The following is a 25,764-nucleotide window of genomic DNA, read 5'->3' on the forward strand; positions in this document are numbered from 1 at the left end:
GGCGGCTGCGGGTCGGTGAGGGCGGCTGGGCGGGGGCAGAAGCAGGGTCGGCGGAAGGCAAGATAAAGGTACCGCCTCCAGGCGGCAGTCAAGTCTTTGTCTGCACATCGTTTTTCCAAGAGGCTGCTACCGACCGCAGGAGGCTGGGGCGCATAAGCGCTTGATCTCACTCTTGATTAGCTGGAGGCCGGCATGCAGGACGATGAGTTCACGCCGAAGCTAGGCAAAATCCGGTCTAACGGCTCGAAGGCAGGCAAAGGCTACGCTGGACAGGTCAGGGCGGCGATCAACAGAGCAGGCGGCAAGCCCATGCGCGGCGGCCGCTTTACCGGAAGCCGGGCAGGGCGAGGCGGGGCGGCTGCTGCATTACTCAGATCGCGCGATCGATACGCTGCCTTCCGCCAGCGCCGGGTGATGGTCAAGGCGCGCATCGTCAGGCTAGCCGGCAAGGGGCAGGACGGGGCGCGTGCTCATCTGCGTTACATCCAGCGCGACGGTGTCACCCGCGAGGGTGAGCCGGGCGAGCTCTACGGCGCAGACAAGGATCGCGTTGACGGAAAAGAGTTCCTCGATCGCGCGGATGGAGACCGCCATCAGTTTCGCTTTATCGTGGCGCCCGAAGACGGCATCGAGTACGACGACCTGAAGCCGCTCACGCGGCGGCTCATGGCGCAGATGGAAAAGGACCTCGGCACTAGGCTCGATTGGGTCGCCGTCGATCATTTCAACACCGGCCATCCGCACACCCACATCATCGTTCGCGGGAAGGATGACCGCGACGAAAACCTCGTCATCGCGCGGGAATATGTTTCGAGCGGAATCCGCGAGCGGGCGGCCGAGCTGGTCAGCCTCGATCTTGGTCCCCGCACCGACCGCGAGATCGAGCAGCGCTTGCGCCAGGAAATGGACCAGGAACGCTTCACCAGCATCGACCGGCAGCTGCTGCGCATGCGCGACGATGACGGTTTCGTCTCGGCGGCCGGCCGCGACGCGTTTCGCCAAACGTTGCACCAGGGCCGCCTGCGCAAACTGGAGCGCATGGGACTTGCGCAGGAGACCCCTCCGGGCCGTTGGCGCCTGGACGATGAGCTTGAAGTGACGCTGCGCCGCATCGGCGAGCGCGGCGATATCATCAAGACCATGCATCGCGAGCTGACCGGAAAGGGGCTCGCCCGCAGTGCCGCAGACTATGTCGTCCACGATGCGGAACCGAAGACCGAGCCTGTGGTCGGCCGTGTTGTCGCTCGCGGCCTGGCCGACGAAATCAACGACCGGCACTACTTGATCCTCGATGGGATGGAGGGCAAAAGCCATTACATCGATATCGGCAAAGGCGAGGCGACGGAACCGACGCCCGACGGGTACATCGTGCGTGTCACGCCGAGGAACACCGAACCTAGGCAGGTCGACCGCACCGTTGCCGATATCGCCGCGACCAGTGGCGGGCGCTACAGTATTGATATCCATCTCAAGCATGATAGATCGGCCACCGAGCGTTTCGCCGAAACGCATGTCCGTCGACTGGAGGCGATCCGGCGTGCTACCGGCGGCGTGGAGCGTGAGCCGGATGGCACTTGGATCATCGCCCCGGACCATCTGGACCGTGTCGCGGATTACGAGCGCCAGCGGGCCAGAGCCGAGCCTGTGATCGTTGAAAAGCTGTCATCGATCCCGTTGGCGCGACAGGTTAGCTTCGACGGCGCCACCTGGCTCGACCGCGAGCTGGTTTCGGATGCGCCGGAGCCCTTGCGCAATACCGGCTTCGGCCACGAGGTCGGGGAGGCGCAGGCCCGCCGGCGGCAGTGGCTGATCGCTCAAGCGCTCGCGGACGAAGAGCAAGGGCGTATCGTCTACCGCGCCAACATGATTTCGGTCTTGCGTCAGCGAGAGTTGAACCGTGTTGCCGGTCAACTGTCGGGCGAGCTCGGTCTGCCCTATGTCGAAGCCCGGGCAGGAGATCGGATAGAGGGCACATTGCGCCGATCAGTTGAGTTAGCCAGCGGCAAATATGCCGTCGTGGAGAAATCGCGCGAATTCACCCTCGTACCGTGGCGGCCGGTGCTCGAACGATACTTCGGCAAGGAGGTTTCCGGTATCGTGCGCGGGGAGGGGATTTCCTGGACCATCGGCCGGCAGAGGAGCGGGCCGAGCGTTTCGTGACATGGCGGCACGGATTCATTGCCTGTGCGCCAGAATGGGTGCCCTGTCGGAAGGAGTACGCCAGTCGTTGGTGGCGTGTCGTTCGCGTTTGGTCAACGGACGGCAAGTTATTGGTCTGGCGCGAATCATCTTCGGAGTTCATTGGCGGATTCTAGCCGAATCAGCGTATTTTTCGTAACATTCGAGCGGACGAACTTTTTCAGCGAGGCCGGCTGTGGTTCATGGGCCCGACAAGGAGACGGTTGATGATGCCGCCTGGAATGAGGCGGTTGCAAGGGAGGCTGTGATCCGCAGACTGGTTTCGCTCGACTGCCCCCGCCGGTCCGATTTCTTCCGGGCTTGCCGTGAACTCGGCCTCAAGCGAACCCGGCTTTACGAACTGATCAGGGCTTATCGGGAGCATCCGGTCACCAGTTCGCTGCTGCCGCGCCTGGGCGGCACGAGACAAGGCAGCCGCCGGTTACCGGATGAGACCGAAGCGGTAATCGCCGAAGCGCTCCGGGACTTTTACAAGACGCGCCAGAAGCCGAGCATCAATCGACTGCACAGGGAGATCCGCGGGCTCTGCCGGTCGTGTGGCGTGCGCGCACCGTCCTGGCATGCGCTGAAGGCGCGGATCGAGGCCATGGACCCAGCCGAACTGACTAAGGCAAGGGAAGGCTCGAAGGCAGCGCGCGATCGCTTCCACCCAGTTCCAGGAGAATATACCGCCGAGTGCGCGTTCGACGTAGTCCAGATCGACCACACACTGATCGATGTCATTGTCGTCGATCGCCGATATCGCCGGCCACTGCAGCGGCCGTGGCTGACGCTCGCCATTGACATCGCAAGCCGCATGATCGCGGGCTTCTACCTGACGCTCGAGGCGCCGTCGACGGTTTCGGTCGCGCTCGCAATCCAGCATGTCGTGCAGCCGAAAGAGGTGTGGCTTGCCGGGCTGGGGATCGATGCGAAGTGGCCGGCCTGCGGGTTCCCTGATGCCATCCATCTCGATAACGCCAAGGAATTCCGGTCGCGCGCCCTGCAGCGGGGCGCTGAGGAATATGGCATCGAGCTCATCCATCGTCCGATCGTCACTCCCCACTATGGCGGCCATATCGAGCGGCTGATCGGCACCATGATGGGCGCCGTCCATCTTCTGCCGGGCACGACGTTCAGCGACATCGACCAGCGTGGCAGCTATGATTCCGCTGCCCATGCGACGATGACTCTGGATGAACTGGCGCGATGGCTGGCGCTCGAAATCACGCGCTACCACGCCGATCGCCATGGAACGCTGGGGATTCCGCCGCTTGCGGCATGGCATGAAGCTGTCGCCCGCCGCGTTCGGCCTTTGCGTCAGCCCCATGATCTTGCCGGCCTCATGATCGATTTCCTGCCCAGCGTCGACCGGCTGGTGCGACGAGACGGCATTCACCTGTTCGGTCTCCGCTATTGGGATGATGTTCTGAGCATCTGGGCCGGGCGCCTCGATCGGCCGCTGCACGTGTCCTACGATCCACGCGATCTTTCGAGGGTTTTCGTGCGCGCTCCGGACGGTACGCGCTGGCCGATCCGCTTTGCCGATCTGCGGCGCGCGCCGATCACGCTTGGCGAACATCGCCGCGCCCGGACCGCCCTGCGGGAACGCGGTCTTTCGCTGGTCGACGAGCAGCTGATCTTCGAAACCATTGAGGCCCAGCGCGCACTGGTCGAGGACGCGACCAGCCGCACCAAGGCAGCGCGTCAGCTGGCGGAAAGGCGCGACCGAGCGCTCGGCGCTGCCGCGTCAAACTCTCCGGTTGCGGACGAGCCTGCGCAAATCGAGGATGAGCGGCCGATCGATTGGAGCAAGGTCCCCGTCTTTCCCGTCGAGGAATGGTCGTGAGAGGGGAGGGGACTTTCGAGCACCTCGACGACCACTACCGCCGCTATGCCGCTTTGCCCGACGAAGCGCGCATTGCCTGGATCAAGGCCGACCGCTGGATCGGCTTCGACCAGGCGCAAGCCGCACTTGTGCGCCTGAACGCGTTGCTCGCCTATCCCCCACGCGACCGCATGCCTTGCCTGCTGATCTACGGCAACACCGGCATGGGCAAGACCAAGATCGTGCGCAAATTCGAGCGGGCGCATCCGCCCACATTGTGTCAGGCGACGGGCGTTACCAACAGGCCGGTGGTCGTGGCCCAAGTACCCTCGGAGCCGGTCGAGCGCGACCTCTATCGGGAACTGCTGGCCAGCCTGCAGGCTCCAGCGCTCGTCGGCGGCACGCTTGCCCGGGAGAAGGACATCTGCCGCTCGCTGCTACGCACCGTCGGCGCGAGGATGATCGTGCTCGACGAGGTCAACGGGATGCTGGCGGGGACCTATCGGCAGCAACGGATTTTCCTGAATGCGCTGCGGTTTCTCGCGAACGACCTGAGAGTGCCGCTGGTGTGCGCCGGCACCGATCTGGCGCGCCAGGCATTGCTCACCGACGCGCAGCTCGCCGAGCGCTTCGAGGCGTTTCATCTAAAACCCTGGAAGAACGATCACGCCTTTGCGCGGCTCTTGAAAAGCCTCGCTGGCATCCTGCCGCTGCGCGCTCCTTCCGATCTCGAAACGGACGCGGTTCGTGAAAGGATCCACACGCTCACCAGCGGCGTCACGTTCCGGATTTTCCAGCTGATCGAGACGGCAGCCGAGGAGGCGATCCGGTCGGGGAAGGAACGGCTCGACTTGATGAGTTTCGGCGATGATCTTGTCCTTCCGCTAGTATCGATGACGCAATCGGCACGCCGGCGGATGCCGCAAGCGGCGGGCGGGTGATGGAGCCGGATCGTCTGCCCGTGGCGCCGCGGCCCTATCGCGACGAATTGCTATCATCCTGGATGGCGCGGGTTGCATGCCGCTACGGCCTTACAGCGGAAGAGCTGGCGGGGCATTTCGCCGTTGATGACAATTGCTTGTCGTCGCCCTTGGCGATCGACGACAGGGCGCCGGCGCTCGATCAGACGAGGGTGTGGGCGCAGGCCTGTGGTGTCGACCCCGAGCGACTGCAGCGCCTGGCCTTGAGCAAGCGCTATCCGCGCCGCTCTCGATCATGGTACGTGAGCGCAGGACCTGAGTGGGCGCCATCGGCACCGCCTCGATCCACCCCGGTCTGTGTCGCCTGCTTCGCTGCCGATCAAGCAGCCGGCCGCGATGCCTATCTGCGAGCCGGCTGGATGCTTGCCGAGCGCTGCATCTGTCCGGATCACGGCCAGCTGCTTCAGGACCGCTGCGTGTCGTGCCACCGGCGTCTTTCCGTGGCTTTCCGCCTGCGCGACGGACGCGCACAGCCCGCCTGCAGCTGTTGCGGTCTGCTTCTGGCCGATAGGGGAGGGGAGGGCGGTCGGCCGCACGACGCCCTTGTGAGGGCGGCGCATGCCGTCCAGCAGCGGATCACGGCAAGCGTCAATGGTGAAAATGCCGAGCAGGAGCAATTCGAGAAGGCGCTTGCGATCCTCTGGGCACCGCTGGACCATCCGGCCGCCGCGCGGCCCGTGCTGGCGCTGTGGTTCAACGAAGCGGGCTGGCGCTGTCCCTACGACGTCCGGCATGCCGTCGGCGCCAAAACTCCGCTCGGCCAGTTGCCGGTGCGCTGGCGTCTCCTGACGCTGCTTGCCCTCAACGATATTTTCGGCGCCGATCCGCGTGTGGACGATACGCTGCCGCCTGCCGCCGCGCACCTGGTGCGGCGGGCCGCGCCACGGCAGATCCGCTTCTCCAGCCGACGGCCGAGCGGCCAGGCGCTGAAGCGCTCATCGGCCGAATATGAGGGGCTGGCACGTCAAATTCTGGCTGATCCGTGCTGGATCGCCGCGGCAAAGCTACCTCCGCGGAAACGGGAGCGCGTTCGCGCTCGCCTGATCGATGCTGCGCTTGCCAGGAACTGGCCGGCGTCACCCGGGGCAGCGTTGTCGCCCAAACTGCCGAGCGACGAGCAGGCGATTCAGAAATGCTGAGATTGCGTGCTGCGGTGCATAGTCTCACGAATTCCGATTCATCCGGCCGCGCACGAGATTTCGTCCGGAAGCCCGATTGACGTCGATTTCGGCATTCTGCTCGACGAGAGAGGCTGTCCGGGGCTTGAGCGCAAACCGGGTCCGCTCAATGAACGCGAATTCTCGTCGATCTGACGCCTAAACGAGGCTGTCCGCCGGTGAAAAACGAACGACAATGGCCATTTCTCATATAGATCGGAAAACGAATGATAATGCAAGATTATCATTCGTTATTTACTGACGACAGGCTGTGCGCTTTGGCGCGAAAATCATGGCGGAAAGCGCACGGGTGCTTTACCCTGCAAAACCATGACTCGGCTCGATCCCACGACTGCCAGCCCCGCCCCAGAGCCGACCGTTCCGGCCTGGGCGCTCGCCCGGGGCGGCGCGCCGAGCAACGCTGACGCCGCCTTCCAGGCCGGAGCCGCCTTGGGCGCGCTCGACACGCTTTGCCGGGCGCAGCCTTCCTGGTCCGGTGCCTGGCGCCAGCGGCTGGCGCTCAAATGCGCCGCCGCCAGCATGCGGCTAGCCAGCCGCGCCGAGGACGAAGCCGCCTTGCGCGATGCCTGGCAGCTTTGCCCGGCCGGCGCCGATCCCGGCCCCGCCGGCGCTGTCCTTGGCGCCTGGCGGCAACTGGCGCTGCGGCCGCCGGCAGCCAGCCCCGATCGGCTAGCCAAGATTGTCGAAATGCTCGGGGTCGCCTGGGACGGCGCCGCGCTCGCCGCGCTTTGCGTGCAAATCGAGGAATTGGCGCGGTCGCGGCGGCCGGCGCCGTTCGCGGCCGCGGCGATCGCCGCTCATACCGTTACCCTGCGCCCCGATGCCGAGCTTTTGGCCTGGTAGCTGGCCGACCTGGTGCTGGCGCAAAGCCTGCGCTGGCCGCGGCCGCTGCCGCTCCTGATGGCGCAGGTTTTGGGTCCGGCATTTCGGTCGACGGAGGCGCGCGACAAAAGAATCCGGCCGGGACAAGAGGGGTTTGAGGCTGCGGTCTGCCTGGCGCTTGCCCAGGCGGCGGCGGAGGCCTGCCAGCTGGCCGCCGAGCTGTCGCGCCGCGCCGAAAAACTTCTGGCGATCGGGCCAAACTGCGCGCCAAGGGCGCCGGTGATGTGATTTTTCTGCTGCTCAACGAAGACGCCGTTTCGGGCTCGCTGACGACCAAAAACCTGTCGCGTTTTGCGGCGCGCCGCCTGTTCGAGCGGCTGCGACAGCTCGAGGCGGTGCGCGAGCTGTCTGGCCGTTCCTCTTTCCGGCTGTTTGGACTTTAGCGATGGCCGAGACAGCGAGCGACGAAAGGGCGAAAAAAAATGTCCAGCGAATGCTGGTCGACACCGAGCTGGAGCACCTGCCGCCAGAACTGCTGGCGCGAGTGGATGGGTCGCGTTGAAGCGGTGATCTTTGCTGCCAGCGAACCGGTGACACGTAGTGTCCTCGCGCGGGTGGTGGGAAGAAGCTGCAATCTCGAGCTGATCATCGACGACATCCGCGCCGAGCTCGCCGGCCGCCCTTACGAGCTGGTGGCGGTCGCCGGCGGCTGGCAGCACCGGACCAAGAAAGTATTTGGCGACGCCATCCACTGTGCATTTGGCACGCCCGCGGAGCAGGGGACAAAAGAGCTGTAGCAGTCGGAGGCGCTGGTGCTGATGTGCATTGCCTATTTCCAGCCGATCACGCGTGGTGAGCTGTCGAGCTTTTTCGGCAAGGAGGTGTCACGCGATCTGATCGGCGTACTGCGCGCTGAGCAGCTGATCGCCTCGGGGCCGCGCAGTCCGCGGCCGGGCGCGCCTTATACCTATGTGACGACGAAGAACTTCCTGTCGCAGTTCGGGCTCGACACGCTGCGCCAGCTGCCGGATTTCGAGGCGCCCGAGGATGCAGGCCTGCTGTTGAAGGAAAAGATGCTGGCCGGCGATATTCCGGCCGGGCTGGCAAGCGGGGAGGGCGAGGACGATGTCGTTGAGGACCAGGTGTGGTGAGCACGCGTTGTCGCGTTGCGACCACAGAGACGGTCGATGACTCAGGACCAGGACGACTGGTCGTGCGGGAGCCGGTCATCGGGATCGTGAACCGCGACATGATCGCCGTCGACAAGATTGGCCGGAAAGATCACCAGATTGGTGCCGCCGGCGTGACGCAGCGACGGAAACAGGATGCCGCGAAGCCCGGCGGTGATGACCATGTCCGCAAGCTTCCACGATGAAGGTATCTTCCTGTCAATGCGAGCGATCTGGCGCCAGGCACAAATCCCATTCCTTCCAGGCACTATCCCACGCATTCGGGTCGAACCCCTGCGAAAGGTCGGCGACGTCGGCGAGCGTGATCTTGTAAGCGGCAAGGGTCGCCGGCGGGGTGATGCCGGCACCCTGCTTGTATTCATCAAGAGCGGTCTGGGTCGAACGGGACAGATAGAGCGCTTCGACGCCTGGCCGGTTGAAACGACCGCCGTCAATCGCCGCGCCTGCACCGCTGATGGGCAAAAAAGCCCATTTGGGTGTCAGATAGCGATGGAATATCTCGTCCGGCCCGACCCGGGTGATCTTCACCCGCGCGCGCCGTTTTCGAGATCACGAACGAAGGCCAGGACGGCCTCGACCCGGCCGTCCGCAACGAGCTCCGCAGCCGTGCGGTGGCCGTAATCGGCGATCGGTTCGTTGCGATACCAGTAGATCGCCTTGTCGACGTCGCCGGTGAGTTCGGTGGCTGCGGAAATCACCTTCACCATCTCGCGCATCCTGCCCTGCAGGCGCTCCGAGGCTGGGTTGCGCAGCGTGTTGCGGTGGACACCGGTCAGTTGTGCCAGGTTGGCCACCTTCACGCCAAGCGCCTGCGACAGGCGCTTTGGCGAGATATAGGGTGTGCGTGGCTCCTGCAGGCTGTCAACGAAGCCTGAGACCACCCTGGAATGTGCAAGCTGTGCGTGGGTCATGACAAATCTCCGGCCTCTCATACGCACAATATATGCACATTTCAGCGCATAGCAAGCGAACTGCGATCTGTCACCGCCATCCTCATTCTCGGAGCGAAGCAGCAGCAAAGCGGCTCCATTTCAGTAGTTCAACCCATACATCCGCCTTTCGGCGCGCATTGGTTGACAATGATCCTTATGGTTGACAGACTCTAAGAAATGCCCGATTCGAGAAAGAGAGAGTGAAGATGCTGCCTTGGGACTATCACCCCGAGCTGACCGTAGAACGGCTTGTCAAGGTTGCACAGCTGCTCGCCTTGGGCCGTGGCAGTGCGGTCGATCGCTTTGACCCCACAATAGGAGACGACAACTGGACCTTGGGAGTCTGCGCCTACAACTACGGCTGCTTTCAGATCGCAAAGGCTGCCGGCACACTGGGTTTCGAATGGCTAAGAGTAATTGATCCCGGCAAGCATTTCCAGTTCAGCATCGGCGGTGTTCCAATGCGCTTCTGGCGCGGAGATCCCGCAGAGCCTACGGCAAAGATTTCGATTGCCACTCCCTTCGAGCAACTGCTGCTTGATCTGGAGCCAGGCATTCCGACCGCCGGCATGCTGTTTCGAATCGGTGTAACGACCGATATGGATGGCGCGCTCCTCGGAGCTAGTTTCGTCGCGTTACGCAACGACCAGCCCGAAGTCGTGTGGCCCTTGCCCCTTGCTGAGGCAGAGCCTTTGATCGCGCTACTGGACGAAGAGCGACCTGAGGGTATTGAACTTTCATCGCCGTCTGTCGGCGATCACCGGGACGACCAGGACGAGCGTGGCGACGAAATCGCCTCTTCTTCCGACGGGGTGTAAGCGTGACAATGAAGGGAGGTGCGCCGGGCCAAGTCCGGGAGGATCGGGCACGTTTCTTTTACGGCGACAAGCTCCGACTGGCGCGACTGCTCGCAGGGCTGTCGCTCGATGAGTTAGGCGGGCTTGTGACCGCTAGCCGTCAGTTTGTTCATCAGCTTGAAACGGGCGCCAAGGAACCAACCGAAGAGATGCGTGACGCGTTAGCAGCTGCGCTCGCGGTGACGTCTGCGTTCTTCGCAACGCCGGCGACGAACCCCGTCCGTGAAGAAGACTGTCACTTCCGTCGGCTGGCGAGCGCCCCACGAGCGCTGACTGCGCAGGCTGTGGCTCGGGGGACAGCTTTGGAAGCACTAGTTGACGCGCTCGAGGGCCAGGTGCGCATGCCGATTGTCGACTTTCCAGAGGAGGCGCGCCCCGCTTCGCCCAACGCGATAGAGCGCATTGCCGAGAATGCTCGACAGCACTGGGGTCTGGGCCTTGATGGTCCAATCACCAGTATGATGCGTGTTGTGGAGAATGCTGGTGCAGTGGTGGTCCACTTCGATGATCTCACTGACCGCATCGATGCGCTGTCTATGGCTCGGCGCCGGCCTATCATCGTTCGCTCAACCGCGAAAGTTGCCGGCGCCCGCTTGCGCTTCGACCTCGCACACGAAGCCGCTCACCTGATTATGCATCAAGGCATCCAGACCGGCGACAGTGTCACTGAAGGGGAGGCGCACCGGTTCGCCGGGGCCTTTTTGATCCCGCGCGCCGCGTTCGCGCGTGAATTTCCTCGAAGTCGGCGGACTCTCGATTGGAATGCACTGTTTGCAATGAAGCTTCGTTGGAAGGTTTCGGTACGCGCCATCGCCCGGCGCGCGTTTGATCTGGGCCTAATCGACGCTGCGCAATATCGCACCGCCAACATCCAACTGGTAAAGACCGGACAAGCTAAGGCGGAGCGCTACGACGAACGGGTTGCGATCGAGGAGCCAGAGCTGCTGCGCGCGGCCATCAGCTGGATTTCCAACCGTGACCCGATTGTCCTTTACCACCTGCTTGCCAATCTTGGCATGGCCCCCGAGCTATTTGCGCGACTTACCGGGGAGCGCATGCCGACGTTACCCGACAATGTTGTACCGTTCGGTACAGATAGGCTTTTGTAGGTGCTGTTTCCGCGTTTGACCTCACGTTATGAGATTCCGTAGGGAAAGAGGCAAGAAGATACGGCGAGATACGGACTCGGAAACCGGCGGCTCCCTCTAAAATCAGCCGATCTGCTCGATCCGCCAACTGGTCTTGGCTTTGGCCGAGAGCGTCCGGTTCAGGTACGCAATCAGCATGCTGGCGTGCTGAGGCTTTGGAACGAAGAACATCACTGCCCCTCTGTCCAGCTCGACCAGCTCATGATGAACTCTGGGGACTTGAACGCCGCCCTCAGTCATGAAGTCGCGGATCGAAAGGTCATGCCAAGGCATTGAGTCCAAGGCATAGTAAGAACCGACCGACTTGAAATAGGCAAACAACGTATCCCTGTCAGATCCGTATTGGTCAAAACGGGCTGCGTATCGCAGATCGATCACCGACCTGGGTTTGCTAGACAGCACTGCCTTTTGAAGCGTCCGGCCGTGCACGGTATCCATGGCAACGACGAAAACGCGCAAATCGGGAAGAGCAAGCGCGTCGAACAAATCGAGCTGATCAGCGCGTGGTGAGCTCTGCACAGTATCACGGGTGGCGACCTCATGCGTCTGCGCGACAACGCGACCATCGACGCGGCTATGCCAGCTTCCGGTATTCTCGACGAGTGTGAGTTGCGGTTTCGCCACGCTATTTCGCCAAGGCTGCTTCGAGTTCGGGATAGCCTACCGTCAAGGTGGTCCATTCGCTACCCCATTCTGGTGCCCGCATCTCAAATTCACCGCTTGTCTTATTCTTGAGTTGCCACGTCTTCTCGAATGCACGGACGTACATCCGGGGTGCTGCCCCTACGAACGGTCTGAAAAGCACCTTAGGCTCATTGAGCTTAACGTCGTCCTTATCGACGTCCGAAGCGGTACGCAGCTGTGCCCGCGCGGCACCGATGCTCTTTGGGACCGGCGGTATCCACTCGGACGGGGTCACTTCGATGGAATCGCTATGCAGCTTTCTGGCCAGGCTCTTGGGGTATGGCTCGATGAACTGAACTTCGTACACGCCGGCACTGACGATGTGTCTGGCGCAATAGTGGCACGGATATGTCGTGACGAAGAGGCGGGTACCGACGGTCGAGACACCTTCGCGCCCGGCCGACAGCAGCGCATCCATTTCGGCATGGACCGCACGACTGAACTCTATGAGGCCCCCCAGCCGAGTCTTCCGGATGCGCGCAGCCAGGACGATCTTGTCCGAAACCTGCTTCAGTTCCGGAATGACCTCGATCAAGTTGTCGATGATGTCGTTTTGCTCGCGATTGCTGCTGCAGTACGCCTCGGCGCGGAAAGCGCAACGATGATCGTCAATGCCTCTACTCGACGTCGCGAAGCGCTCACCATAGACGCCACCTCCGGCCGCCGGCACTTCGTTCGTTCCGGTCGCAACCACAGTTCCATCGGCGTCGACCAATGCCGCGCCCACCTGTCGGGATAGACAGGCGCTGCGCACGCGCGCGGAGTGGGCATGGTGCATCGCGGTCTCCTCTATGGTGGGCCGCTCCACCCGATCATGCGAGATGATGCTAACGAACCTGCTCAAATCGGTGTCCAGCAGGTTCTTGGTGCCGTTCGGGTCGTCACGGGTATTGTCGATAAAGAAATCCGCCTCGTAGAACGCCTCGGTCACATGCTGGCCATGCTTGCGACTGGAGTCGTCCGAGTCACGATCCATGAAACGGTCGACGGCGTTCTGTGTTTCGGGCAGCCCTTTCTCCGGCCCGCGGAAGTATTTCTCGAGAATTCGTGCGCGACGCACGCCCTCCTCGCAAACGACTCCGATCAGCCCGAATGCGTTGCCATAAGTTCTGCGTAACAGGTGAATTTCGGCCGGGTGCCTTATCGAATCGATAAGATAGACGCGCTTGACGCTGTCGGGAATGACCTTCTCGCCCTTGACGTACGTCTGACCGGTGCGATTGGCACGTCGCTGTGCGATTTCGCGCATTGCCGCCTTGGCGACTTCGGCCATGTCATGCTCGCGCATCGAGTCACCGAGGTTCTGCAACTCGGTAACCAGTTCCAAGGTCTTGGTGCCGACACCAGGGAAGGCCAGGCCGTTCTCATTTGCCCAGGTTCGGATCAAGTCGCTTGCCTTGATCAGGTGAACTTCATAGCCGCCGGACTTGCAAACGCGTTGCAGTGCCTTGATCGCCTGCGACGCACCTGCCCCTACCGGACCGACAACGGCGAAGAAAAGCTCTTTCGAGTGATTCCCAGCCAAAACGGTCTTGCTATCCGGCTTCTGACCAGCCTTCTGTTCAATCTTCCCGACGACCGTCGATCTCGCCATGCTAGCGCCTCCCCCGATCCCCATTCGGCTTATTCTTTTTCTATATCGAAGAACTCGCAAAGTGCAAGCGTCTATAGCATTGGTATAATCACGAAATCCAGAAGAACCTCCGATGTTGAACTACTTACAGAAGCCCGGCATTTAGGGGAGAGAGCTGGATGATTTAGCGGACTGTAAGGATGGGAACTAAGAAACCTGAGAGACCGTTCGGATGGGGATCGCAACGTTAGCCGAGGAGGCCGACAATCGTGAAGCGACGAGCGCCGCAAAGCCTCGGGTTGGCAGGCTCCCTGCGCAATGGCGAAAGAGGCTGCCGGCAGAACGGCTGCCTCAGCCAAACACCTCTCGATAAAGGTCGGTCGGGGGCTTCGCTGCCGATAGGGGCCCGAAGCCTCCGGAGAACGAACCCGCGAGCCACGGGAGGATAGCTCTGGGTATTTCTGCATTTGGGGAGCATGAGGATTTTGGGGAGGTCAGGCGGCGCGTGTTGTTTAGTGGCCCACGGTTGCGAGCGGCAGTCCACATGCGCGGCGTGTCGATCCCGAGCGCCTCGTCGTATGCGCGGGGTTGAACGGCACGCAATGCTCGTAAAATCGTAAATCGGCAGAACCAATTCTGAAAACCTGCATCTCCACGATTCGGTCGTTGAACGGCACGCTCTCGTAAGTGACTATCGACAGTCAACATTCTATTTTCCAACACAGCTTCGGCAAGGCCGGTGGCTCCAAACAGCTCAGCTGGATGTTCCTAGAACCGCTAATGCCTTGACGCTACTGCGAGGCTCATAGAGCTTAAGGTTGTGAGCTACTCCGCGGCCAGCTCTCGGCGGCGCTTCTCGGCCAGGAGGCTGCCGATGGTGGCGCCGTTGGCCCCACCAACGTTCCTTGCATCCTCTAGCATACGGCGCATACCAGCAAATTTCTCTGGCTGACTGCGGCGCGTTTGTGTGTGTTCTTGCAGCCAGCCTTCAACCTCTTCGGGCGTAGCAACGTTTATTGCCTTACGTTCATATCGCAGTTTGCCGTCAGGTCCGCGGCTTTTGACGACAATGGTCTGCCAGATGCCGGAGTAGCCACCGAGAAGCTCGCTCTGACCTGGCACCTCTCGGACACGCCGGCGGGCAACTTCGTTTACAATCTTGGTCAACGCGATGGTTTCGAGTTCTGACTGTGCGGCTGAAATGATCACGGCATAATCTTTTCGCAGCGCTTCGATCAAAGTTTTTGTGCTGATATCGCCGCCTTTGGCGGCGGAATTGATAATCTTGTTTATGGTTGTTCGAACCTGCAACAAAGACATCAAGAACCTCCTTTGCTGAAATGGCCAAGAGCCTGTTCGACGGCACCGGCCACGACTTCGTCCGTATTTTTTGATGTCATGCGAATGGCTTGAGGCCGGACCTGATCGATCACAGCCGTTACATGCTGGCCTGCGGCTAAGCGAAAGATCGCGTTCGTGTCGCGCTCTGGGCCAAGTGGAATGGCATGGTCCAACTCGGTGATGATTAGCAGATCGTACCGTGTGGCATGGGCAGCGACAATTGTCTGCAATTCTGAAAGTCGTTTCCGACTGAGCCCGCGGGATGAAACCTCCAGAGCTGCTGTGAGGTAACCCAAGGCGTCCGGTACCGGACGATCGGCCAGAACGACGTACCTCGTAAGCAACGCCTCGGCCTCCCTGCCGCATCCCTTCGGCGATGATCCACAACGCGCTTTCATATGTGTGATCGCTAAGGATAGGAAAGCCTGCATCGCGCGCCTTGGTAGCGAGATCACCGATCTGGCCTACGCTCAAGCCGCGACCTTCAAGTGTTTCGGATACTCTGGAGACAAAAGTAGATTTGACCCGGACGGCGCTGGAAGGCTTCGTCAAGAGCCTTTTGGCGACGGACGAGGTGGTGATCGAGGCGACCGGCAACTGCATGGCGGTATCACGGGTGCTGTCGCCTTTCGTGAAGCGGGCTATCTGCCGGAGAGCGCGAGCGGGGAATGCTGACAAAAGCAGAAGCCTGCGCAAAACTCGGGATCACCGAATGTACCCTGGTCAGATGGGCGAAATACGACATCGTGAAAAGACATACCTACAACGGCTATATCAGCCTCTATGAGCTGCCAGGACCGCACGTCCCAGCCAAACAGTGCAGCCGATGGAACCAGCTTGCCCATCGGGCAGAGGCTATCCGCCGACTCAACTCCTCAAAATGCTCCGATCTCAAGGAAAGGGCTGTAGTATGAAGCCAGTTAGTTTGTTAACAGGCATGCTCCTTGGCCGTCATGCCATATGACCTTCAACAAATTTCCGCGTTTCCCCCTGAAGCAAAACAGGTTCCCCCCAAGGGGATTATGTTTGAGGACCTCCTGCACCCGGAGCGCCAGCGATGGAAAGCCACATCTCATATCGGTGTAGCCTGTCGCCAACCACACACGCACGCCTTCTGTCGGGATCATCGCAGCATTTCCAGGCCCTGCAAGATCCGCAGCAGGACACTGACGTCGACAGTGCGGTCAACGATCACACGCCGGCCGTTGGCCCCGACGATTTCCATCCGGCCACCGGTAGACACCGCTTGGCAGCTCGCAGCTGGCACTTCGGAGTGCGATCGCACAGGACCCGGCTCTTCCGGCTCTACATCGTGCACGCTGTGACCGACCACACCCATTTCAATGAAAGCGATTGGTGGGGTCTCGGATCGGTCACCCGATCTCCGTTCCCGGTTTGCTTCATCCAGATGTGCAAGTGGTTCGCGTTCATGTCGTGACGCCGCGCGACAACCGCCACCGGATCACCGGACTCCTGCACCTCGCGCATGATCGCCAGCTTCTGCTCGACCGTCCAGGAGCGGCGCGTCCGCTGTCGGCCCGCATCCGTCGGCAGCGGCAGAGCCGCCGGCGTGCTCGCTTCCACCCTCGACGGCTGTTCCATAGCCAGATACTTCATTGCCAAGCGTCCACTTAATCTAAGCGGACACTACCGCCACAAGGTACGCGTCAGTAGGCGGCCTTTAGCGTATGCGTACCGTCGGTCCGACATTCGAACGCGTGCGATTGTGGCGCAGCAGAAGACCTGACGACCGTTCAATTCGAATTGATGGCTGATGTGGGAGTTGGAAGGCCGAGCCAATGCGCAAGCAGCAGTGCCGACGGTGGCAACAGATAAAAATCGGAGCAAAATTTTGCACGCCATCACATACTCGTACATTGAGCTGTTCGGCGCCAGCGTCAGCAAATACAAAAAAATCGATCCTGCATTGTTCTTGCACCGGTAAGAGCCGAGAGGATGTCACGTTAGCCGACGCTCCGCTGACGCCTTCGAGTGCGGACGCAATGGCCCGTTCGCACATCTTGTGAATAGTCCTTCCCCATGCACCTGAAACCGCCTGGCCCTTTTCCTTTCAGCGCTGCTTCTAACGGCAGGCCTGCGCTGTCAGTCTTTGAACTGCGGGCCTCGTCAGCTTCTCGTCAGCGGATGCGGGCAGGATAGTTCCTCGCTAGATGGATCTCTCAAACCACGGAGGTGAATTATGGATCCGAAGAACTTCAATCCCTTCTCACCAGATTGGCAAAACTCGTACTACGCGATGCTGGCCCAGCAGCAGGCAGGACAGGGGGGCCAGCCGGAGGAGGCCGCGCAGCGCGACTTTGAGGAGCACCTGGAAGAGGCGGGCCAGCAGGACGCTCCCGATCATGGGAGGCGGTACGCCATCGCCCCTGATGACGCGGCCCTCATCCGGAATGCGCGTAATGCGGCTTGCCAGAAGATTGCGTATCGCTCCGCAGTCGTGAACGGTTCGAGTCTCCGCAAGTTATCTGAAGCACTACAGCAGCGTTACAATTTGTCTCTCAATGGACTTAGTGACGTGTCGCTGAAGGATTATGCTAAGCAACTGTTTCCGGGTGAAGCCCGGGTCATTACGGCGTTGGGCATGCTTAGGGCGTACCGCGAGGGTGCCTATGGAGAGGGTGCCTCTGGAGCGGGTACCTCGCGTCAGGGACAGGGAAGGCGGTATGATGTCGTTCCTGAAGATGCGGCGTTAATCCATAATGCGGGTGGTGCGGCTCGCGGGAGGCTTGAGGCTGGGTCTATATCTAACAATTCCACGAGTCTCCGCAGATTGTCTGGAAGGCTCCAGCAGCGTTACAATTTGTCTCTTAATGGACTTAGTGACGAATCGCTGAAGGCTTATGCTAGGGAGCTGTGTCCGGACGACCCCAGGGTCCAGAGTGGGGTGAGCATGCTGAAGAGGTATCGGGAAACCCTTGGAGAGGGCACCTCGCATGCTGCGGAGGGCAGCTCTCGCCAGCCAGTGCAACAGCCATCACCAGAGCATGAGTCATCCCCGTCGCGAGTGTCAAGTTACAATCAAGACCAGCTTTGGGGCGATTATGATGCGGTCCAGGCGGCGCCGGGTGGCGCTTCTCCGCAGTCATCCCCGTCGCGAGTGTCAAGTTACAATCAAGACCAGCTTTGGGGCGATTATGATGCGGCCCAGGCGGCGCCGGGCGGCGCTTCTCCGCCGCCCATTTGGCAGGGAATGAATGCGCCTTCGCCAGCGCCAACCGTTAACCAGCCAGGCCCATCGGATCAAGGCGCCGGGGCATGGATTTTTGGGGCAGCACACGTGCCCAACGCGCCTCCGGCGCCGGATCTAGCAATCTACGTCCCCGGCTGGCAACACGGCGATCAGCGCGCGCCTGAGGACCTCATGCGCGGAATGCACTACATGGGCGTGCTGCCGAGCCCGTCGCAGCCGCAGACAAATTTCACCATCGGTGGCGTGCCCTACACAGCGGCGTTGGGGCCATCAGGCAGGCAAAACGACATCATTGTGTTCTACCGCCGAAACTGAACAAGCGATTGCCGCACGACAAACAGGGGTTCTTCCGCATATTTGGTGCAGGTGCCGGGATTCACGGACGGTGCGAATAAGTTCATAGAGTCGGAATCGCAGTCGACGCCGTGATTTGCCCGTGCTCCATGCCTTCCGCTCGCTGATTTCGCCCGAACTTTCGATTGTCCAAATTCTCCCGGAGGCCGACAGGGTAGTGTGTCGCGCTGCATTTAATAATGAGACTCCTCGGCGTAATGATATCGAGACCGGTAATTTCTCTGGGGTCGAATACGGGTTGTTTGGCCCAAGCAGTCCATCACCGTCGCTTCTTCAAGGAGGCAGCGATGGCAGTGGAATGGACGATCACGATCGAGGGCAGGAACGAATTTGGCGACACCTGCCGGAAGGAGGTCCGCATCGACAAGAGCTGGAAGGGCTTGTTCGACGGCGATATCGGCTTCTCGATCGACGATGGAAAGAAAATCATGGCGGCCCTGCAGAGCGCGGTCGTCAGCCACGAGGCGGAGACCTACTCGCTCTTTCGCCGCGTCTGCCCGGATTGCCACACGTTCCGGCCGGTCAAGGGCTATACGACGCGCAAAATCCGGACTGTCTTCGGCACGGTGGAGGTTCGCAATCCCCGGTGGATGCTCTGCCGGAAGTGCCATCCTGGCATGGTCGCTGCCTTCGCACCACTCAACGAGATCTGCCCTGATCGAGCCACGCCTGAACTGATTGAACTGACGGCGCGATTGGGAAGCATGATGCCGTATCGGCAGGCAGCGAAGGTGCTTGGCGAATTTCTGCCCATTGAACCCACCGAGACGTACGTGACCGTGCGCAAGCGGACCATCAGGATCGGTGAACGGCTCGATGAACAGATCGCGAAGGAAGAAAGGCGCGCGCGAGCTCAAAGGCACGATCGAAGCCAGCTTGAAATGCAGCTTCCCGGCGACCGACGCAAAGAGTTCGTCATCAGCATCGATACGGCACATGTTCGCAGCGCCGATCCCAATTCCGCGCGAAACTTCGAGCTCGTTGTAGCTCGATGCGGCCGCGGCGGTCGGGGTGATGTCGGTGGCCGCTACCTCGTGACCAGCAACACCGACCAGGCTGCAATCCGGGATCGAGCCCTCCACGCACTTCAGCAAGAAGGCTATTGCGGCTTTGGCAACGTCACCGTGATCTCGGACGGCGCCGAAATCCTGAAGCGGCTGCCCCGCGCCATGCCGAAGCCGACAGCCCACATCATCGACTGGTTCCACATTGCCATGAAGATCCAGCCCATGCAGCAGATCGCCGATCACATCGTTCCCAGTCCGACCCTTTTGAAGTGCTTCCAACCATCGACAGGGACATCAGAGCCGTGAAGTGGCGTCTCTGGCACGGGCGGGTCGATGGCGCGATCTGCGACCTGGAGCAACTCCTGGCGAGACTGAAAGACTCGCAAAGGGACGGCGAGTTCTCGATCGCACGGCTTTATAGCCTCGCCTCGCAGCTCCTGATCGCGGCGCGATCGTCAACTATGGAAAGCGCTATCGGGCTGGGCTTCGCGTTGCCTCCGCTCTGGCCGAGTCGGCGGTGAATTCACTCGTCGGCAAGCGGATGGTCAAAAAGCAGCAGATGCGCAGGTCCTCCTACGGGGCCCACATGCTCATGCAAGTCCGGACGGCGGAGATCAATTGCGAACTTCGCGATCGGCTGGGCTTGAATAATACCAAGAGTCATGGAGTTTGACCGACATGAGCCCATTCTCGCATTCCGATCGATGTGATTGTTTCGGGAGCGGCGAGTAGCTTGTGCCAGGCATCGCATGCGGCGTCGATAATGGCATCGTAGCTTTCGAAGACGCGGTTTGAGAGCCAGTTCTGCCGCATGTACTGCCAGACATTCTCGACCGGGTTCAATTCGGGCGCACGCGAGGGCAGGAAGATCGGCGTGATGTTGCGCGGCATGTTGAGGTTGGCGGTGGTGTGCCATCCGGCGCGATCCATGATGAGCACGGCATGCGCGCCCTTTTCGACATGGCGGCTGATCTCGTCGATATGGAGTTGCATGGCCTCAGTGTCGGCAAACGGCAGCGCGAGAGCTGCCCCGGTGCCCCGCGCCGGGCAGATGGCGCCGAACAGATATGCGCTCTTGTATCGCTGGTCGGCTGGCTGTCGCGGCCGCGTGCCGCGCCTGGCCCACTGCCTTGTGATGCCGTTCTTCTGACCTATCCTGGCTTCATCCTGGAACCAGAGTTCCACCTTCGTACGCGGCGGCAGGTCGCAAAGATGCGCCTTCAGCGTGCGCTGCCAGTTTTTTGAACTCTTCGATGATATGGGCGTCCTGCGCCGGGTGGTGCGGCCGGGCGCTCATATGCGAGAAGCCGAGCTTGTGCAGCAGCTTCCCGACATAGCGGGTATCGTAATCGATGCCGAAACGCTCCTTGATGACGCGCTTTAGGTCGATGCGCCGCCAGCGCACGACGCCGTCGACGGCGCGATCCGGCCCCCTCTCCACGATTGCCGCCAGTTCAGCATTCTGTTCAGGCGACAGCCGGCACGGCGGGCCCGACGACCAGTGGTCGACAAGGCCATCGGGGCCGGTCGCGTTGAACCGGTGCACCCAGTCCCGCAGCGTCTGGCGGTCCATGCCGCCAATCCGCCCCGCGTCTGCCCGGCTCATGCCGTCCAGTACCGCAGCGATCGACAATAGCCGGCTGCTCTGCCGCACATCCTTCGACCCACGCGCGAGGCGGCGCAGTTCCGTCGCCGAATAGTCCGTTCGTAACTTCACCGCTGATCCCATGGCCGAATCTCCTTCGGCAACACGGAATCACGGTTGGGCGACGCTCCAAAATCACGAAAGAGTCAGCACCCGAGACCGTTGGTATAATGGGCGCACGTTTGGCTCTGGCTGTCGGAAGGGTGCCCGCAGTATCCCCAGAGAAATTACCGGTCTCATTTTCTGGAGAAGTCGCCGCAATCTCACATTTAAGATGCTATGGGGCTGGCGGCGAAGGTGGCACTTTCGGCGCTTCCAACCAACCCGATGGAGAGCCCCATGCCGCAATCAAACGATCTGAGCCGGTCCGTCGCCACCCTGAATCAGGATAGCACACTCGTTGTCGTCATCGAGATGAGTCAATCGAGTTGGCTTGTCGCGGGAATGCTGCCGGGCGTCGAACGGCACCACCTGAAGAAGCTGGCGCCCGATGAGGATGGGTTGCTGCGGCTCCTGCATCGCTGGCGCGAGGAAGCGGCCCAGGCGGAGCGCGAGATCGAACGCATCGTTGTCGCCTTCGAGGCGGGGCGTGACGGTTTTTGGCTGGCGCGCTGGCTCAGGTCGCGCGGCATCGAAGCCTATGTCATGCATCCATCGAGCGTCGCCGTGTCACGTGAGCACCGGCGTGCGAAGACTGATCGCCTCGACACGGAGTTGCTGATGCGCGCCTTCCTCGGCTGGCTGCGCGGAGAAAAGCGCCACTGCAGCATGGCGGCTATTCCGACCATCGAAGAGGAAGACGCCAAGCGGCCGAACCGCGAGCGGGAAAAGCTGGTCTGCGATCGCACGCGCATCGTCAACCGCATGAAGGCGGCGCTCGCGCGCCTGGGAATTCGTGGGTTCAATCCGACGTTGCGCAAGGCGGAGGAGAAGCTTGCTGCGTTGCGCACGGCGGAAGGCTCCCCTCTCCCTGAAAATACCCAGGCTGAGTTTCGCCGCGACATGGCCCGGCTGCGTCTGGTGCGCGAACAGATCAAGGCCATCGAGCAGGAACGCCTGCGCAAGCTGGAGACGGCCTCGGCCGTCGAGAAGGGACCTCACGCGATGGTTCGCCTGATCTCGAGCGTCATCGGCGTCGGCGTCGAAACCGCGGATATGCTCGTCAACGAGATTCTGTCACGCCGTCTCCGGGATCGAAAGGCGGTCGCCCGCTATGCCGGCCTCACCGGCTCTCCGGATGAGAGCGGCGCGCGACGGCGCGAGAGAGGCCTCGCAAGAGCCGGCAATGCCCGGGTACGGCGCGGGATGATCCAACTGGCCTGGCGCTTTCTCCGGTTCCAGAAGGATAGCGCTTTGGCGCAGTGGTTTCGGAAGCGCACCGAGGATGGTCGGGGCGGCACGCGCAAGACCATGATCGTGGCCGTCGCGCGGCGCCTGCTCATCGCGCTCTGGCGCATGGCCACCATGGGCGAGATCCCGCAGGGCGTCGCAGTGCGGTCCGCTGGATAACGAAGAAGAGGATCAAGCTATCGGGGCCTGACGCGCCAACAGCGCCAGACTCCCAACGATCCGAGGCGGTGGCGAACCGGCACTGCACATGGGCTTTGCACCGTAATTAAGAATGGTCCCGCCGCCCCGGAGCCTTGCTCGCGATGCGCATTACTGCATCATGGCTGGGTCAAAGCACCCGCCGCATACAAGTACGCGAGAGCATTGTCTCGCCACGCGCAGGCTCCCTCGGTATCGACGTCCGCGATCGATAAGCCAGCGGCGGCTGCTTCTGTCGTGAATGGAGCAGCTGCCCTAAACGCAAACGAGGCCAATGAATGGACGCAAAAAAGACCGTTGACAAAAACATCCCCATACAAGTGCAGTACGACAACGCGTCCTCAGACGGCTGGAGTTCCACTACACGCCCAAACATGCAAGCTGGCTCAACATGGTCGAGATCGAAATCGGCGTTCTGCGCAACCAGTGCCTCGACCGCCGCATCGAAAGCCGCTCCCGCCTCGTCGCCGAGGTCGCGGCTTGGGAACACCAGCGCAACGCAAGTGCCGCTCGCATCAACTGGATGTTCTCAACCGAGCAGGCCCGAACCAAAATGGCCCGGGCCTATCCAAAACCAACAGCCAAAGAGTCATAATCTCTGTGCACAGGTACTAGACTAAGACTAGGTGGATTGCCCATATTGAGGTCTCCCCAGGACTTAGCCCATAGGCTTGGATACTAGGGATTCATCGATATTCTGACCCCACTGAGCCATGTTGTGGGTGTCGCAGAGATGGACTTTCAGCGACGGCTCGCCTTTCGACCGGTTCACACCGGATTGTGGGATGACCAAGAAGCGTCCGATTTGATCCCTCTGGTTGCAAGTTGGCTAGGTTTCCGGAAACAGCTTCGGAAACAGCGCGTCCAGAGCGTCCGCAGGGAAGCGCAGCGAAACCGGACCTTTGGGCGTGTCAGACGCTAGCAGACCAAGCCCGATCACCTCATTAAACACCCTTCGCGCCGTGCGCTCGGGCAGTCCGCTTATGCGGGATCCTTCGCCGCGGTCAAATTCGCCGCGCATAAGCGCTTCTTGCAGGAAACGAGATGCTTCGGGCTTCACGCCGCTGCGCTCCACATAGCTATGCAGCCGCTTGGCAAGCGTATCGAGATCGAACAGACCTGTCATGAAGCTCACCTGATCGATGCACACCTGCAGGAACCATAAGGTAAAATCACCGAGCACGCGTTCGGAGAGGTTGCCGCGTCCGACGAGATCCCCTTGGCGGGGCATATCGGCATGATCCATCATGCGCTTGTAGTCCGTGCGGCTTTTCGCGCCGCGTGCCAGACCGCGCGAGATCGACCACAGTCCATGCGCAGCAATCCCGGCCTCATGGGCCATGGCGTGGCTCATCAATCGGCTGACGCGACCGTTGCCGTCGGGGAAGGGGTGAATGTAGTTGAAACGGTGATGCGCAGCAGGAATGGCCAGGATGCGCCCGGCCTTGCCCAGCTTGTCGAAGCGATAGCGCATGGCAAAGTACTGCATGAAATCGTCGACACGCTCGCTCGAAGGCGGCTCATGCCGGCCGACAGCGACGTCATGCTCTGGCTTCGATCGCCACTGGCCTGGCGCCATGACAAATTCACGGCCGGCGCCCTTGATGGTCAGCATGGGCGCTTCCGCATCGCGATAAAATTCCGCATGCAGCCATCGCAGAAAATCTACCGATGCCGGCTCCCGCAACCGCCCCTCGGCGGCCATACGGTCGATCTCCGCTTGCAGGCGAACATGGGCGGCCGCCTCGAGCTGCAGGTTGCGACGATTCTCGTCTCGATCGAAGTTTCCGGCCAACGCCCGTTCGATGTCGCGCGGGCGCGTATCATGGCCCTCGATCAGGTTGCTGTAGTAGGTGTTCATGATGCGCACGAGATCGGCGAGATTGGCAGCGGTACGCGGGTGCAAGCTTTGGCCCAAAATAGCCGATGTAGCCGATAGCTCCGCCAGCGCATCCGACATTGATTCGGATACATCCGTCAGGCGTGCCGGTTCGATGCGCTGTACGCTCTCTTCCATAATTGGCCGATCTTGGTTTCCGCTAAATACGGAATTATAAATATATATTTCTAATATTCCAGAACATTTGGCCGATCTTCTGGCCGATCATCGGCATCCTGCCGACTTGCGCGGGCCTCGGCACCATCACCGCCGCCAACTTGGACACCATTGATGCCGCCCGACGATGATGATCATGATGGCCGATGTTCGGGACGCCTATTTCACTGATAACCATGCACAAAACTGCAATCGGGAGGACCATGTGGCCGATGTTTTGGCCGATCTTCGCCGATTGGCGGGACTCAGATAGAATAGAGGCAGGAAAATAGAGGCAGCCTCAAACATGGTTTCTGCTGAAATTGTCGAAGCGCGCGAGTTCGCGACCAGGCTGGGCGATAATCTGCCGCGTCGTATCGAGGCCGCGGCCTTGGGCGTGCGCTCAAAGGCGCCGTTCCAATTGCTTTGTGCACGTGAGGCGCTGATCTGGCGAAGCGAAGAACTTGCGCGCAACGCATGCAATGCGCTTGAGCGTGAGGATCTGAGCGTTGCGGCCCTATTGACGCGTTCCCTTACTGAAAATGCTGCCCTTGTATGGAAACTCTGGGAGATTCTTGATGCGCGGCATACCCATTCACCACAGCAGCTAAACGATCTGCTGATACGGGCTTCTCGTTGGCTCGAGGAAATGGGCGGACGGACCACAGGCCATGCAAATCCTGAGCTGCATCAACAGGATGGACAAGGCGGTGCCGGGGGTGCGTGCCGGGTACGACAGCCTGAGCGAAATCGCTCATCCAAATTGGGCCGGCGTCGCCGGCCTCTATTCGAAACCTGATCCCCCACGGTATTTGACCGACTTCGGACGCGGGTTGAGGGAGACGAAGGGCACTGTCGACATGATCGCCAATGCACTGCTCGGCTCGCTCGGCTTGTTTGAACTCGCTTATCCTGCAGTCGGAGAAGGCGATCCATTGGCTAAGGCCCGATATCTTTTGGAGACCACGGCGCGCGGCGAGATGGACTTAGCAGAGCACATGCAGGCTCTGCTCTGCTCGACGATGTGGAACGGATGAGACCGACCGCTGTGTAGCCGGTGAGCTCGATCAGATCGTGTCAAACCTGTGGTGCGATTTTCAACCAGAAATGTGCAGGTGAAGCAGAGACAGTCTACCGCGCCTGCTGGGAAACGCTGGCGAACCACCAAGCTTTTCAGTCCCCTTTGATCCGCCCAGGAGCCGCAACCTGAGCAAAAATTGAAGCACCGGTGCTTGAGCTAGCATGCTGGGTCG

The 25,764-nt window shown here is 61.0% G+C and carries 21 protein-coding genes and 6 pseudogenes; 16 read left to right on the forward strand and 11 right to left on the reverse strand.

The genetic code is table 11. The features are described from left to right. Positions 1 to 192 precede the first annotated feature (192 nt). The 7 genes and pseudogenes from rlxS (at position 193) to scpB (ending at position 8,137) form a co-directional block, all read left to right on the forward strand. Entirely contained in the window at positions 193 to 2,160 is a 1,968-nt protein-coding gene (rlxS, locus tag ACFOJ9_RS03495) for a relaxase/mobilization nuclease RlxS (RefSeq protein WP_095090251.1), read from the forward strand. Between the two features lie 283 nt (positions 2,161 to 2,443). Further along, a complete protein-coding gene (locus ACFOJ9_RS03500) occupies positions 2,444 to 4,027 on the forward strand; it encodes a Mu transposase C-terminal domain-containing protein (RefSeq protein ID WP_378924731.1) in 1,584 nt (527 codons plus the stop codon). Then, the gene (locus tag ACFOJ9_RS03505) at positions 4,024 to 4,947 is read left to right on the forward strand and encodes a TniB family NTP-binding protein (protein ID WP_378924733.1); all 924 of its coding nucleotides are present in this window, start codon (positions 4,024 to 4,026) and stop codon (positions 4,945 to 4,947) included. Before ACFOJ9_RS03500 ends, ACFOJ9_RS03505 begins: the two co-directional genes overlap by 4 nt. Positions 4,948 to 5,009: 62 nt before the next feature. Further along, positions 5,010 to 5,330 (forward strand): annotated as a pseudogene (locus ACFOJ9_RS03510) (TniQ family protein); the annotation flags it as partial. Between the two features lie 15 nt (positions 5,331 to 5,345). Beyond that, positions 5,346 to 6,125 (forward strand): hypothetical protein, encoded by a 780-nt coding sequence (locus ACFOJ9_RS03515; protein ID WP_378988329.1) that lies wholly within the window; start codon positions 5,346 to 5,348, stop codon positions 6,123 to 6,125. A gap of 348 nt (positions 6,126 to 6,473) precedes the next feature. Continuing rightward, a pseudogene (locus ACFOJ9_RS03520) lies at positions 6,474 to 7,429 on the forward strand (DUF1403 family protein). Positions 7,430 to 7,431: 2 nt separating this feature from the next. Further along, positions 7,432 to 8,137: pseudogene (gene scpB / locus ACFOJ9_RS03525) on the forward strand (SMC-Scp complex subunit ScpB). A gap of 41 nt (positions 8,138 to 8,178) precedes the next feature. Here scpB and ACFOJ9_RS03530 read toward each other — a convergent pair. The 3 genes from ACFOJ9_RS03530 to ACFOJ9_RS03540 are packed head-to-tail and all read right to left on the reverse strand — an operon-like array spanning position 8,179 to position 9,087. Continuing rightward, positions 8,179 to 8,340, reverse strand: coding sequence for an RES domain-containing protein (locus ACFOJ9_RS03530; protein WP_378924224.1), 162 nt, complete (start codon positions 8,338 to 8,340; stop codon positions 8,179 to 8,181). A gap of 34 nt (positions 8,341 to 8,374) precedes the next feature. Continuing rightward, positions 8,375 to 8,704 (reverse strand): RES family NAD+ phosphorylase, encoded by a 330-nt coding sequence (locus ACFOJ9_RS03535; protein ID WP_378924226.1) that lies wholly within the window; start codon positions 8,702 to 8,704, stop codon positions 8,375 to 8,377. Then, entirely contained in the window at positions 8,701 to 9,087 is a 387-nt protein-coding gene (locus tag ACFOJ9_RS03540) for a hypothetical protein (protein WP_095090518.1), read from the reverse strand. The genes ACFOJ9_RS03535 and ACFOJ9_RS03540 overlap by 4 nt, the downstream gene beginning before the upstream one ends. Before the next feature lie 221 nt (positions 9,088 to 9,308). Between ACFOJ9_RS03540 and ACFOJ9_RS03545 the strand changes: the two genes are divergently transcribed. Together ACFOJ9_RS03545 and ACFOJ9_RS03550 are read left to right on the forward strand one after the other, a co-directional pair. After that, positions 9,309 to 9,926, forward strand: a complete 618-nt coding sequence (locus ACFOJ9_RS03545) for a hypothetical protein (protein WP_143748884.1) — start codon at positions 9,309 to 9,311, stop codon at positions 9,924 to 9,926. 8 nt (positions 9,927 to 9,934) lie between these two features. Then, the gene (locus ACFOJ9_RS03550; RefSeq protein WP_095090248.1) at positions 9,935 to 11,074 is read left to right on the forward strand and encodes an ImmA/IrrE family metallo-endopeptidase; all 1,140 of its coding nucleotides are present in this window, start codon (positions 9,935 to 9,937) and stop codon (positions 11,072 to 11,074) included. Between the two features lie 102 nt (positions 11,075 to 11,176). Here the strand turns inward: ACFOJ9_RS03550 and ACFOJ9_RS03555 are convergent, their stop codons facing one another. The 4 genes from ACFOJ9_RS03555 to ACFOJ9_RS03570 all read right to left on the reverse strand — a co-directional run bounded on the left by ACFOJ9_RS03555 (position 11,177) and on the right by ACFOJ9_RS03570 (position 15,055). Then, positions 11,177 to 11,737, reverse strand: coding sequence for a hypothetical protein (locus ACFOJ9_RS03555; RefSeq protein WP_095090247.1), 561 nt, complete (start codon positions 11,735 to 11,737; stop codon positions 11,177 to 11,179). 1 nt (position 11,738) lies between these two features. Beyond that, positions 11,739 to 13,391, reverse strand: a complete 1,653-nt coding sequence (locus ACFOJ9_RS03560; protein WP_378976984.1) for an anti-phage dCTP deaminase — start codon at positions 13,389 to 13,391, stop codon at positions 11,739 to 11,741. Between the two features lie 804 nt (positions 13,392 to 14,195). Further along, positions 14,196 to 14,690 (reverse strand): hypothetical protein, encoded by a 495-nt coding sequence (locus ACFOJ9_RS03565; protein WP_095090245.1) that lies wholly within the window; start codon positions 14,688 to 14,690, stop codon positions 14,196 to 14,198. Then, positions 14,690 to 15,055 carry a hypothetical protein gene (locus ACFOJ9_RS03570; RefSeq protein ID WP_378976986.1) on the reverse strand — a complete coding sequence of 122 codons (366 nt, stop codon included), beginning with the start codon at positions 15,053 to 15,055 and terminating at the stop codon, positions 14,690 to 14,692. Before ACFOJ9_RS03570 ends, ACFOJ9_RS03565 begins: the two co-directional genes overlap by 1 nt. Positions 15,056 to 15,222: 167 nt before the next feature. On the opposite strand from ACFOJ9_RS03570, the pseudogene ACFOJ9_RS38825 reads away from it, so the two are divergent. Further along, positions 15,223 to 15,357: pseudogene (locus ACFOJ9_RS38825) on the forward strand (IS110 family transposase); the annotation flags it as partial. Positions 15,358 to 15,379: 22 nt separating this feature from the next. After that, complete coding sequence (locus ACFOJ9_RS03575; protein ID WP_167392282.1) at positions 15,380 to 15,625, forward strand: hypothetical protein; 246 nt, start codon at positions 15,380 to 15,382, stop codon at positions 15,623 to 15,625. Positions 15,626 to 15,631: 6 nt separating this feature from the next. Here the strand turns inward: ACFOJ9_RS03575 and tnpB are convergent, their stop codons facing one another. Next, entirely contained in the window at positions 15,632 to 15,838 is a 207-nt protein-coding gene (gene tnpB / locus ACFOJ9_RS03580; RefSeq protein WP_378976988.1) for an IS66 family insertion sequence element accessory protein TnpB, read from the reverse strand. Positions 15,839 to 16,016: 178 nt separating this feature from the next. Beyond that, positions 16,017 to 16,328, reverse strand: coding sequence for a transposase (locus ACFOJ9_RS03585; protein WP_378976990.1), 312 nt, complete (start codon positions 16,326 to 16,328; stop codon positions 16,017 to 16,019). Positions 16,329 to 18,093: 1,765 nt separating this feature from the next. Here ACFOJ9_RS03585 and ACFOJ9_RS03590 point away from each other — a divergent pair. Further along, positions 18,094 to 18,237, forward strand: coding sequence for a hypothetical protein (locus ACFOJ9_RS03590; RefSeq protein WP_167481036.1), 144 nt, complete (start codon positions 18,094 to 18,096; stop codon positions 18,235 to 18,237). Between the two features lie 326 nt (positions 18,238 to 18,563). Beyond that, a pseudogene (locus ACFOJ9_RS03595) lies at positions 18,564 to 19,956 on the forward strand (ISKra4 family transposase). Here ACFOJ9_RS03595 and ACFOJ9_RS03600 read toward each other — a convergent pair. Beyond that, a protein-coding gene (locus ACFOJ9_RS03600) for an IS630 family transposase (protein WP_378921754.1) occupies positions 19,944 to 21,012 on the reverse strand; the annotation gives its coding sequence in 2 pieces (ribosomal slippage) (positions 19,944 to 20,526 and positions 20,525 to 21,012; 1,071 coding nt in all). The pseudogene ACFOJ9_RS03595 and the gene ACFOJ9_RS03600 overlap by 13 nt on opposite strands. A gap of 255 nt (positions 21,013 to 21,267) precedes the next feature. Here ACFOJ9_RS03600 and ACFOJ9_RS03605 point away from each other — a divergent pair. Both ACFOJ9_RS03605 and ACFOJ9_RS03610 read left to right on the forward strand, forming a co-directional pair. Beyond that, on the forward strand, positions 21,268 to 22,437 hold the full coding sequence (locus ACFOJ9_RS03605) for an IS110 family transposase (protein WP_095081722.1): 1,170 nt from the start codon (positions 21,268 to 21,270) through the stop codon (positions 22,435 to 22,437). A gap of 373 nt (positions 22,438 to 22,810) precedes the next feature. After that, positions 22,811 to 23,071, forward strand: a pseudogene (locus ACFOJ9_RS03610) (transposase); the annotation flags it as partial. A 234-nt stretch (positions 23,072 to 23,305) separates the two neighbouring features. Here the strand turns inward: ACFOJ9_RS03610 and ACFOJ9_RS03615 are convergent. Next, a complete protein-coding gene (locus tag ACFOJ9_RS03615) occupies positions 23,306 to 24,493 on the reverse strand; it encodes a Fic family protein (protein WP_378976994.1) in 1,188 nt (395 codons plus the stop codon). A 689-nt stretch (positions 24,494 to 25,182) separates the two neighbouring features. Here ACFOJ9_RS03615 and ACFOJ9_RS03620 point away from each other — a divergent pair. Next, on the forward strand, positions 25,183 to 25,548 hold the full coding sequence (locus ACFOJ9_RS03620; RefSeq protein WP_378976996.1) for a hypothetical protein: 366 nt from the start codon (positions 25,183 to 25,185) through the stop codon (positions 25,546 to 25,548). The last annotated feature ends 216 nt before the right edge of the window (positions 25,549 to 25,764 follow it).

The organism is Mesorhizobium cantuariense, from assembly GCF_042647205.1.
Classification (GTDB): domain Bacteria; phylum Pseudomonadota; class Alphaproteobacteria; order Rhizobiales; family Rhizobiaceae; genus Mesorhizobium; species Mesorhizobium cantuariense.